Raw genomic sequence first — 10,998 nt, 5'->3', positions numbered from 1 at the left:
CCGAATCGGTGGTGGCACACGCGCGCGATCGTTACCTGTTGGACACCTCGCGCCCGTAAAGTGAGGTTCGTGAAGGCGATCCGTAAATTTACCGTCCGTGCCGTCCTGCCCGAGTCGCTGGCCGCGCTCGACGAGCTGGCGGGGAACCTGCGTTGGTCGTGGCATGAACCCACCCGGCAGCTGTTCGAGCACATCGCCCCGGAGCTGTGGCGCCGCATCGGCGGCGACCCCGTCGCACTGCTGGGCGCGGTGGACCCGGCCCGGCTACAGGAGCTCGCGCACGACCACGACTACGTGTCCGGGGTCAACCTGGTGCGCGACGACCTGCGGAACTACCTGGAACAGCCCCGTTGGTATCAGGAGCTCGAGGGGGCCAAGCCCGCGTCGATCGCCTACTTCTCGCCCGAGTTCGGTATCGCTGCCGCGTTGCCGCAGTACTCGGGCGGCCTGGGCATCTTGGCCGGCGACCACCTCAAGAGTGCCTCCGACCTGGGAGTGCCCCTTGTGGGCGTCGGCCTGTTCTACAAGGCCGGCTACTTCAGCCAGGCCATCTCCTCCGACGGCTGGCAGTTGGAGAGCTACCCGCTGCTGGACCCGGACGGCCTGCCCCTGTCGGTGCTTCGCCGCGCCGACGGCTCGCCCGTTCAGGTGTCGCTCGCGCTGCCGGACGACCGCACCCTGCACGCACGGGTCTGGGAGGCCCGGGTTGGCCGCATCCGCCTCCTGATGCTCGACACCGACATCCCGGAGAACACCGACGACCTGCGCCAGGTCACCGACCGTCTCTACGGCGGCGGCGGCGAGCACCGGTTGCTGCAGGAGCTGCTGCTGGGCATCGGCGGCGCCCGAGCCGTGCGGCTGTGGAGCACGCTCAACGACCGGCCGGAGCCCGAGGTGTTCCACACCAACGAGGGACACGCCGGGTTCCTCGGCCTCGAACGCATCTCCAGCCTGATCGGCGAGGGCCTCAGCTTCTCCGAGGCGCTGCAGGTGGCCCGCGCGGGCACCGTCTTCACGACCCACACCCCGGTGGCCGCGGGAATCGACCGGTTCGACAGCTCGCTGGTGCGCCGGTACTTCGAAACCGACCTGCTGCCCGGGGTCGCGGTCGACGACCTGCTCGGCCTCGGCGCGGAGAGCTACCCCGGTGGCTCGCCCGACGTCTTCAACATGGCCATCATGGGCCTGCGGCTGGGCCAGCACGCCAACGGCGTCTCCAAGCTGCACGGCGAGGTGAGCCGACGGATGTTCAGCGGCCTCTGGCCCGGGTTCGACGCCAGCGAGGTGCCGATCACGTCGATCACCAACGGGGTGCACGCGCCGACCTGGACCGACCCGGCGCTCAAGGCCCTGGCCGCGAACCGGCTGGGCACCGCCGACACCTCCACCGCGGACTGGGCCTCGCCCGTGGTGAGCGACCAGGACCTCTGGGACGTGCGCGGCGACATGCGCCGCCAGTTCGTCGAGGACGCCCGCCGCCGCATCGGTGCGGCCTGGCTCGTGCAGAACCCGGGCGGCCTGATTCCGGCGTGGATCAACCAGGTCTTCGACCCCGACGTGCTCACCATCGGGTTCGCCCGCCGGGTGCCCACCTACAAGCGGCTCACCCTGATGCTGCACGACCCCGAGCGGCTCCGCGCCCTGCTGCTGCACCCGGAGCACCCCGTGCAGATCGTCATCGCCGGCAAGTCGCACCCGGCCGATGAGGAGGGCAAGCGGCTGATCCAGAAGATCGTGCAGTTCGCCGCAGACCCCGAGCTGCGCACGCGCATCGCGTTCCTGCCCGATTACAACATCGGCATGGCCCAGCTGATGTACCCGGGCACCGATGTGTGGCTGAACAACCCGCTCCGCCCGCTGGAGGCCTGTGGGACATCGGGCATGAAGGCCGCCCTCAACGGCGCGCTCAACCTGTCCATCCTGGACGGCTGGTGGCCGGAGTACTTCGACGGGCAGAACGGCTGGGCGATCCCGTCCGCGGACGCGGCCACCAACTCCGCCGAACGCGACCGGATCGAGGCCGAGGCGCTGTACGAACTCATCGAACACCAGGTGGCGCCGCCCTTCTACGAGCGCAACGCCGATGGGGTGCCCGAACGCTGGGTGGCGAACATCCGCCAGACCCTCGCAGGGCTCTCGCCCGAACTGAACGCCGGGCGGATGGTGCGCGAGTACGTGGAGAAGCTCTACCGCCCTGCCGGCGTCTCCGAAGCGCGGCTCTCGGCGAACGACTACCGGGCGGCGCGCGAGCTCGCAGCGTGGAAGAGCCGCATCACCGCCGCGTGGCCCGGGGTGAGCGTCGCGCACGTGGAGTCCGGCGGCGTCGCCACGGTTCCGCAGGTGGGCGACGAACTGCACCTGCGTGCCCACGTGCAGCTGAACGGGCTCGCGCCCGACGACGTGACGGTGCAGGTGGTCTACGGCCGGAGCCTCGGCGGCGACGACCTGACCGATGTGAGCACCCAGGCGCTCGAGCCGATCGACGACGTGCAGGGCCAGGACGCGCTCGCGGATGCGACGGGAAGCCCCGCCTCCGGCATGCCGACGCTGTTCACCGGCACCGTGGAACTCGATCGGGCGGGCGGGTTCGGCTACACCGTGCGGGTCGTGCCACGCAACGACCTGCTGATCAGCCCGGCCGAGATGGGCCTCGTCGCCGTCGCGAGCTGAGCCGGAAGGGGCGCGCCGGGCTTACCGGCGTGCCTTCTTGGTCGCGTAGAGGTCCTTGTCGGCACGTTCCATGAGCAACTCGGCGGTGTCCCCGGGCTCTGCGGCCGCGAGGCCGAATGACCAGGTGTCACCCGTGAGCGGGCGGAGCCGGTCCAGCACCTCGCACGCGCCGGCCGGGTCGATCGCGGGCAGCAGGAGCAGGAACTCGTCACCGCCGACCCGGGCAATGGTGTCGAACGGCCGGAACTGGCTGCGGACCGCGCGCACGAGGTCCACCAGGATCCGGTCTCCGGCCGCGTGGCCGTGCACGTCGTTGACCTGTTTGAAGTTGTCCAGGTCCAACAGCACCAGAACGAGGGGTTGCTGCGTGCGCAGCGCCCTGGCCAGTTCCTGATCGATCCGGGCCGGCAGCCCCGAACGGTTCAGCGCGCCCGTGAGAGGGTCGGTGCGGATCTCGTGGTCGAGCTTGGACCGGAGGTGGCCTGCTGCCTCGAGGCAGAACACCGACGCCAGAGCGAGGTTGACCCAGGTGGGGAGCAGAAACGGGTGGGGAGCCAGCACCACGGCGACGCCCGAGAGAACCAGGGCCAGCGCGACGATCAGACGCGCAAGCGGCCGGGCGAAGAACCAGCCGACGTAGCACGCGAGCATGGGATACAGCACGAGATTGTTGACCGACTTGAGCCCCTGGTCGGAGGTGAACATCTGCAAGGCGGTCACGGCGACGAAGGCGAAGCAGGCCGCCACGGCGATCCAGCGGGGGAATCGCTCGGCCACGGCCACCGGGAGCAGCGCGACCACACAGGCGATCAGGGTCCACGCCCAGGTCCAGTCGGTGCCGAGAGTGTCCGGGGACGGGTTGGCCGCATCGAGAACGCCGCTGAGGGCAACGACCAGGGCTGCCGCGCTGCTCACCGACGCGAACGGGGTGGTGTGGCCGCGCCAGGCCCTCCACCGGTCGAGCAGGGCGGCAGGGCGGGTCAGGGGGATCATCCTCACAGGGTGCGCTATCGGCCGATGGGAGCCAGGATTGCGTCCGTGGCGCTGACCAGGTCGGCGGGGGACAGCTCGAGGTCCAGGCCTCGGCGCCCACCGGAGACGAAGACGGTGTCGAACAGCTCGGCCGTCTCGTCGATCACAGTGCGCAGGCTGGTCTTCTGCCCGATCGGGCTGATGCCGCCCAGAACGTAGCCGGTCTTCCGTTCCGCGGTTTTCGGATCAGCCATGACGGCCCGCTTCGCGCCGACCGCCGAGGCCAGCGCCTTGAGGTCGAGCTGGCCGGAGACGGGAACCACCGCCACGACCAGCGTCCCGTCCGCGTCGGCCACCAGCGTCTTGAACACCTGGTCGGGGTCGAGCCGCAGCTTTTCGGCCGCCTCGTGTCCGTAGCCGGATGCGGCGGGGTCGTGGGCGTACTGGTGCGCGGTGAACCGGAGACCCAGCTGCAGCAACAGGGCCGTGGCCGGCGTGCCAGCGGCATCCGGTCTGGTCATGCCTGGGCGCCCTCGGCTCTGAGCAGCAGCATCGAGGTGCCCCCCACGGTGAGCCGGGCGCCCGGAGCGTAGGAGCTCACCACCTCACGGATATCGTCGTGACTGGAGTCCCAGAGCACGGTGTAGCCGGAGACACCGGTGTGCAGCGGCAGTGTCACCTCGACCGGGGTTTCCAGACCGTGCACGATGAGGAGGATCCGGTTGAAGTCCTCGTGCTCCGGGGTGCTCGCCGCGAGGTACTGCAGGGTGCGCTCGCGGGGCGAGTTCCAGTCGCTCTCCGACATCGACGCCCCGGCGGCGTTGTACCAGTCCATTTGGCTGGCGCTCGGGGTGGTCTGACCGGTGCGGCCGAACCGCACGGGGCGCAGGGCCGGGTTCTCCCGGCGGAGGGCGAGAAGCTGCCGGGTGACCCGGTGCAGGTCCTGCTGCCAGTCGTCGAAGTCCCAGTCCAGCCAGGTGAGCTCACTGTCGTGACAGTAGGCGTTGTTGTTTCCGCGCTGGCTGCGGCCGAACTCGTCGCCGGCGGTCAGCATCGGGACCCCGGCGGAGAGCAGCAGGGTGCCGAGCAGGTTGCGCATCGCGCGACGCCGGGTGGCGAGCACCGTGACGTCCCTGGTCGGGCCCTCGACGCCGTGGTTGAAGGAGTTGTTGTCGTTGGTGCCGTCGCGGTTGGACTCGCCGTTGCCCACGTTGTGCTTGACGTCGTACGCGGTGAGGTCAGCCATGGTGAAGCCGTCGTGTGCGGTGATGAAGTTGAGCGACGCGAGCGGGCCGCGCTCCAGGGAGAAGGTATTGGCCGACCCGGCGAGCCGGGAGGCGAAGCGGCCGATACCGCTGTCCGAGGTGGCATTGCGCCGGACCGCGGCGACATCGGTCAGCCAGAAGGAACGCATCCGGTCCCGGTAGCGGTCGTTCCACTCCGACCACCCGGACGGGAAGTTGCCGGTCTGCCAGCCGCCCATGCCGACGTCCCAGGGTTCGGCGATGAGCTTCACCCCGGCCAGCGCCGGGTCGTCCCTGATGGCGGTCAGCAGGGGGTGGTCCGGCGTGTAGTGCACGTCGCCGTTGCGACCGAGGGTTGCGGCCAGGTCGAACCTGAAACCGTCGATCTGAACCTCGTTGGCCCAGTAGCGCAGCGAGTCCAGCACCAGCCGCATCGGCACCTCGTGGCCGAAGTTGACGGTGTTGCCGCACCCGGTGACGTCGATGTAGTGGCCCTGGGCGTTCTGCCGGTAGTACGTGGCGTTGTCGATGCCCCGCAGACTGGAGACCGGTCCGGCCGGCCCCTCCTCCGCCGTGTGGTTGTAGACCACATCGAGGATGACCTCCAGGCCGGCCTCGTGCAGCAGCTTGACCATGCCCTTGAATTCCCGCAACACGGCCTCGGGGCCCTCGGACTGCGACGCCTGCGTGGCGTAGTCGGCGTGCGGGGTGAAGAAGTTGAAGGTGTTGTAGCCCCAGTAGTTGGACAGGCCCTGCTTGATCAGGCGCTGCTCGGACACGAACGACTGCACGGGCAGCAGCTCGACGGCCGTGACGCCGAGGTTCTTGAGGTACGCGATGGTGCTCTCGTGGGCCAGGCCGGCGTAGGTGCCGCGCAACTCGGCGGGCATCGCCGGGCTGAGCTTGCTGAGCCCGCGCACGTGGGCCTCGTAGACCACGGTGTGGTCGAGCGGCGTGTTCGGCTTCACCGCACCGGCCCAGTCGAAGCCGCCGTCGACCATGGTGGACTGCCACTGGTCGGGGCCCACCCGGGCGAGGCCCCGCGCATAGGGGTCGACCAGGGTCTTCTCGGGGTGGAACGCGTGGGTGGGGCCGGCCGGACCGGTGACCCGGATGCCGTAACGCCGCCCCGGCGTGAGAGTGCGGGTGCGGCCCACCCACACATTGTGGCTGTCGCGCACCATGGCCACCGTGCGCACGATCCAGTTGGGATCGGTGTGGTCGAAGATGCACAACTCGATGGATTCGGCGTGTTCGGACCAGACGCGGAGTTCGCCCCCGTTGCTCGTAGCGCGGACGCCCAGGTTGCGGAGGGAGTCTGCTGGAGTCATGAGTTCTAGAGTAATGAGTGCGGGCAGTCAGTTCAGACCAGCCCGCCTGCCCGGCTCAGGGCCCGACGACCCGTAGGGAGGCCACCACATGTCCGTCTATCTCGACCACGCTGCGACGGCGCCCATGCTCCCCGCCGCCATCACCGCCTACGCCGAGGCCATGGCCGTCGTGGGCAACCCCGCATCGATCCACAGCCAGGGCCAGAATGCCAAGCGGATGCTCGAGGAGGCCCGCGAGCAGGTCGCGGCGAGTGTGCGCTCCGACCCCATCGAGGTGGTCTTCACCGGCAGCGGCACCGAAGCGGTGAACCTCGGCATCAAGGGGCTGTACTGGGCCCGCGCCCCGCGCACCCGCATCCTCGTGCCCGGGGGCGAGCACCACGCCACGGTCGACACCGTGGACTGGCTCGTCCAGCAGGAGGGCGCGCGCGTGGAATGGATCCCGCTGGACATCCTCGGACGCATCGACCTCACGGCCCTCGCCGCCGCCATCGCAACGAACCCCGAGGACGTGGCCCTGGTCACCCTTCTCGCGGCCAACAACGAGGTGGGCACGCTGCAGCCGGTCGAGGAGGTGGCGGCGCTCGCCGCGGCCCACGGGATCCCGGTGCACGTCGACGCGATCTCGGCTTACGGGCACGTGCCGATCGACTTCGCCGGCCTGCACGCGACCGGGGTCTCCGCGCTCAGCGTCTCGGCCCACAAGATCGGCGGCCCCGTCGGCATCGGCGCCCTCGTGCTCTCCCGTGCGGCCACTGTTGTGCCCCTCATCCACGGCGGCGGCCAGCAACGGCAGGTGCGTAGCGGCACCCAGGACGTGGCGGCCGCGGTGTCCTTCGCCGTGGCGGCCACGGCCATGACCGGAGAACTCGCCGCCGAGAACCGCCGTCTGGCCGCGCTGCGCGACAGGGTCATCGCCGGTGTGCTCGAGGCGGTGCCCTCCGCCGTGTACAACGGCGACCCCGACCCCGCGGGCCGGCTTCCCGGCAACGCCCATTTCACCTTCCCCGGCTGCGAGGGCGACTCACTGCTCTTCCTGCTCGACGTCGCCGGGGTGTCGGTGTCCACCGGCTCGGCCTGCCAGGCGGGCATCCCTGAGCCCTCGCACGTGCTGCGCGCCATGGGGCGCACCGAGGCCGAGGCCCGCAGCGCCCTGCGGATCACGCTCGGCCGCACGTCGACGCAGGCCGACGTCGACGCCCTGCTGGCGGCGCTGCCGGCAGCCTGGTCGCAGGCGATCGGCGCGGGAATGGCCGACTCGGCGCCGCGTGCGTACACTTAACCAGTGAAGATTCTGGCAGCAATGAGTGGTGGGGTGGATTCCGCCGTGGCCGCAGCCCGCGCGGTCGAGGCAGGGCACGAGGTGGTCGGGGTGCACCTGGCCCTCAGCCGGATGCCCGGCACGCTCCGCACCGGCAGCCGCGGCTGCTGCACGGTCGAGGACTCGATGGACGCGCAACGCGCGGCGAACATCATCGGCATCCCGTACTACGTGTGGGACTTCTCGGAGCGGTTCAAGCTCGACGTCGTCGATGACTTCATCAACGAGTACGCTGCCGGCCGCACGCCCAACCCCTGCATGCGCTGCAACGAGAAGATCAAGTTCGCCGCGCTGCTCGAAAAGGCCATCGCGCTCGGCTTCGACGCCGTCTGCACCGGCCACTACGCGTCGATCGTGACGGATGCCGACGGCAACCGCGAACTCCACCGCGCCAGTGCCTGGGCCAAGGACCAGTCCTACGTGCTCGGTGTGCTCACCAAGGAGCAGCTCGCGCACTCGATGTTCCCGCTGGGCGCCACTCCTTCCAAGGCCGAGGTGCGCGCCGAGGCCGCCGAACGCGGCTTCTCGGTGGCGAACAAGCCCGACTCCTACGACATCTGCTTCATCCCCGACGGCGACACCCGCGGCTGGCTCGGCGAGCGGGTCGCCCCGGCGACCGGCGACATCCTGGACCGCGAGGGCAACAAGCTCGGCCAGCACGAGGGTGCCGTGGCGTTCACCGTGGGCCAGCGCAAGGGCCTGTCGATCGGCACGCCCGCCGCAGACGGCAAGCCGCGTTTCGTGCTCGAGGTGCGCCCGATCACGAACACCGTCGTTGTGGGACCCAAGGAAGCCCTGGCCATCAAGGAGATCGCCGGCACCAAGTTCACGTGGGCCGGGCGGGCACCCGAGCACCCCGAGATCGAATTCGCCTGCGACGTGCAGATCCGCGCCCACGCCGACCCCGAGCCAGCGGTGGCCCAGGTGATCAGCGTTCCGGCCGACCCCGCCGCGACCCCGCCGGTCGAGGCGCACACCGAGCTCCGCATCCTGCCCACCCTGCCGCTGACGGGCGTGGCGCCGGGCCAGACCGCCGTCGTCTACGTGGGCACCCGGGTGCTCGGCCAGTGCACGATCGACCGCACCGTCAGCGCCGTGCCGGTCCCAGCAAGCGACGCCGTTGCAGGCACGGTTCCCGCCGACTCCGCTTCGGTCGATGCCTGACGCCACCGGAGCGTCACCCGCGGCCGCGCTGGCCGCGGCCGGCCAGGAGGCGTCGAGCCTGACCACCCGCATCCTCGAGGCGCGCGACGCCTACTACGAGCGCAACGAGGTGGTCATCTCCGACGCCGAGTACGACGGCCTGATTCACCGCCTCGAAGAACTCGAACGGCTCTTCCCCGAACTCGCCAGCCAGGACAGCCCCACCCAGACCGTGGGCGGCCGCGCCGAGACCACCCTGTTCGACCCTGTGGAGCACGCCGAGCGGATGCTCAGCCTCGACAACGTGTTCTCCCTTGAGGAATTCGAGGCCTGGGCGGCCAAGGTGGAGCGCGACGCCGGACGCCGGGTGCACTACCTCTGCGAACTCAAGATCGACGGCCTGGCGATCAACCTCCGCTACGAGAACGGGGTGCTCATCAGTGCCGCCACCCGCGGCGACGGGGTGGTCGGCGAGGACGTCACCGAGAACATCCGCCTCGTGCCGGGCATCCCGGCACGCCTGAGCGGCACCGGGCACCCGCCGCTGATGGAGGTGCGCGGCGAGGTGTTCTTCCCCGTCGAGTCGTTCCGTGAGCTCAACGCCGCCCAGAGCGCCGCCGGCGAGCGGGTCTTCGCCAACCCCCGGAACGCCGCCAGTGGGTCGCTCCGCCAGAAGGCCGAGAGCAAGAACGCCGACCAGCTCGCCCTGATGAAGGCCCGGCTCGGCCGGCTGCGGATGCTCGTGCACGGCATCGGCGCCTGGCAGCAGCCCGGCGCGGACTCTCAATCCGGGGTTTACGCCCTGCTCGCCGGCTGGGGCCTGCCCACCAGCCCCCACTTCAAGGTCGTCGCCGAGGCGGGCGAGGCATCCGCTTTCATCGAGTACTTCGGTGAACACCGTGGCAGCGTCGAGCACGAGATCGACGGCATCGTGATCAAGGTCGACGAGCTCGCGCTGCACGACGAACTCGGCGCCACCAACCGGGCTCCGCGCTGGGCGATCGCCTACAAGTACCCGCCGGAGCAGGTGAACACCAAGCTGCTCGACATCGTCGTGAGCGTCGGCCGCACCGGCCGGGCCACCCCGTTCGCCGTGATGGAACCCGTGCGGGTCGCCGGGTCCGTGGTACGCCAGGCCACCCTGCACAACCAGGACGTCGTCAAGGCCAAGGGCGTCCTCATCGGTGACACCGTCGTGCTGCGGAAGGCCGGCGACGTGATCCCCGAGGTCCTCGGCCCGGTGGTGGAACTGCGCGACGGCACCGAACGCGAGTTCGTGATGCCCACAGAGTGCCCGGTCTGCGGCACCCCGCTCAGGGCTGCCAAGGAAGGCGACATCGACCTGCGCTGCCCCAACGCCCGCAGCTGCCCCGCCCAGGTGCGAGGCCGGGTCGAGCACATCGGATCCCGCGGCGCTCTGGACATCGAGGTGCTCGGTGAGGTCACCGCGGCCGCGCTCACCCAGCCGACCGTGCCGGAGACCCCGCCGCTGGACACCGAGGCGGGCCTGTTCGAGCTCACCATCGACGATCTGCTGCCGATCAGCGTGGTCGTGCGCGACGCCGAGACCGGTCTGCCCCGCGAAGACGAGGACGGCACGGCGCGCCAGCGCACCCCGTTCCGCCGCAACCCCACGGCGGCCGAGAAGAAGGCCGGCCTTGAAGGTCCGCAGCCGTCCTCCAACGCCGTGAAGCTCATCGCCGAGATCGAGCTGGCCAAGACCAAACCCTTGGCTCGGATCCTGGTGGCGCTGAACATCCGGCACGTCGGACCGGTGGCCGCCAGGGCCCTTGCCACGCATTTCGGGTCGCTGGACGCCATCCGCGCCGCCAGCCGGGAGGAACTCGCCGAGGTCGACGGGGTCGGCGGAATCATCGCCGACGCCGTGATCGACTGGTTCGACGTGGACTGGCACCGCGAGATCGTGGAACGGTGGGCCGCGGCCGGCGTGCAGTTCGCGACGCCCGGGCATCCGGGCCCAGGCGCCGCAGCCGCGGCCGGGGGAGTGCTCACCGGGCTGACCGTCGTCGCAACCGGGTCGCTCGAGGGCTTCACCCGCGAGGGCGCCTCAGAGGCGATCATCGCCGCCGGCGGAAAGAACGCGTCGAGCGTGTCGAAGAAGACCGACTTCGTGGCCGCGGGCCCGGGTGCCGGCTCCAAGCTGGCCAAGGCCGAGGCACTCGGGGTGCGCATCATCGACGCCGACGAGTTCCGGATCCTGCTCGAACAGGGCCCGGCCGGGCTACCGGAACCGGTAGCTACCGTGACCGGACCGGAGGCCGACGCCGGCTAGTCCGGACGAAGTGCACAACAAGTG

7 protein-coding genes are annotated in these 10,998 nt (G+C 70.3%); 4 read left to right on the top strand and 3 right to left on the bottom strand.

Features of this window, described 5'->3' with window-relative positions; genetic code table 11:
• Positions 1-69: 69 nt before the first annotated feature.
• Complete coding sequence (glgP, locus tag PA27867_RS10325; protein ID WP_066599631.1) at positions 70-2,670, top strand: alpha-glucan family phosphorylase; 2,601 nt, start codon at positions 70-72, stop codon at positions 2,668-2,670.
• 21 nt (positions 2,671-2,691) lie between these two features.
• Here glgP and PA27867_RS10320 read toward each other — a convergent pair whose 3' ends face one another.
• Genes PA27867_RS10320 through glgX form a run of 3 tightly spaced genes read right to left on the bottom strand, consistent with a single transcriptional unit; the run spans position 2,692 to position 6,217 of the window.
• On the bottom strand, positions 2,692-3,663 hold the full coding sequence (locus tag PA27867_RS10320; RefSeq protein WP_066596090.1) for a GGDEF domain-containing protein: 972 nt from the start codon (positions 3,661-3,663) through the stop codon (positions 2,692-2,694).
• A gap of 14 nt (positions 3,664-3,677) precedes the next feature.
• Positions 3,678-4,163 carry a Cys-tRNA(Pro) deacylase gene (ybaK, locus tag PA27867_RS10315; protein WP_066596087.1) on the bottom strand — a complete coding sequence of 162 codons (486 nt, stop codon included), beginning with the start codon at positions 4,161-4,163 and terminating at the stop codon, positions 3,678-3,680.
• Positions 4,160-6,217 (bottom strand): glycogen debranching protein GlgX, encoded by a 2,058-nt coding sequence (glgX, locus tag PA27867_RS10310; protein ID WP_066596086.1) that lies wholly within the window; start codon positions 6,215-6,217, stop codon positions 4,160-4,162. Before glgX ends, ybaK begins: the two co-directional genes overlap by 4 nt.
• 88 nt (positions 6,218-6,305) lie before the next feature.
• Between glgX and PA27867_RS10305 the strand changes: the two genes are divergently transcribed.
• From PA27867_RS10305 to ligA, 3 genes are read left to right on the top strand one after another with little or no spacing between them, the layout of a single operon-like run.
• Positions 6,306-7,499 (top strand): cysteine desulfurase family protein, encoded by a 1,194-nt coding sequence (locus PA27867_RS10305; RefSeq protein WP_066596085.1) that lies wholly within the window; start codon positions 6,306-6,308, stop codon positions 7,497-7,499.
• A gap of 3 nt (positions 7,500-7,502) precedes the next feature.
• Positions 7,503-8,702 (top strand): tRNA 2-thiouridine(34) synthase MnmA, encoded by a 1,200-nt coding sequence (mnmA, locus tag PA27867_RS10300; protein ID WP_208857250.1) that lies wholly within the window; start codon positions 7,503-7,505, stop codon positions 8,700-8,702.
• Positions 8,695-10,974 carry an NAD-dependent DNA ligase LigA gene (ligA, locus tag PA27867_RS10295; RefSeq protein ID WP_066596083.1) on the top strand — a complete coding sequence of 760 codons (2,280 nt, stop codon included), beginning with the start codon at positions 8,695-8,697 and terminating at the stop codon, positions 10,972-10,974. The genes mnmA and ligA overlap by 8 nt, the downstream gene beginning before the upstream one ends.
• Positions 10,975-10,998: the final 24 nt, after the last annotated feature.

Source organism: Cryobacterium arcticum (assembly GCF_001679725.1).
In the GTDB taxonomy this organism is placed as follows: Bacteria; Actinomycetota; Actinomycetes; order Actinomycetales; family Microbacteriaceae; genus Cryobacterium; species Cryobacterium arcticum_A.
The sequence above is the reverse complement of the archived record's forward strand: the minus strand, read 5'-3'. Positions and strand labels throughout refer to the sequence as shown.

What these genes read in the sequence shown, in the direction of transcription:
- PA27867_RS10320 (WP_066596090.1), bottom strand. Translation starts at nt 3,663, where the DNA reads ATGATCCCCCTGACCCGCCCTGCCGCCCTGCTCGACCGGTGGAGGGCC.
- ybaK (WP_066596087.1), bottom strand. Translation starts at nt 4,163, where the DNA reads ATGACCAGACCGGATGCCGCTGGCACGCCGGCCACGGCCCTGTTGCTG.
- glgX (WP_066596086.1), bottom strand. Translation starts at nt 6,217, where the DNA reads ATGACTCCAGCAGACTCCCTCCGCAACCTGGGCGTCCGCGCTACGAGC.
- PA27867_RS10305 (WP_066596085.1), top strand. Translation starts at nt 6,306, where the DNA reads ATGTCCGTCTATCTCGACCACGCTGCGACGGCGCCCATGCTCCCCGCC.
- ligA (WP_066596083.1), top strand. Translation starts at nt 8,695, where the DNA reads ATGCCTGACGCCACCGGAGCGTCACCCGCGGCCGCGCTGGCCGCGGCC.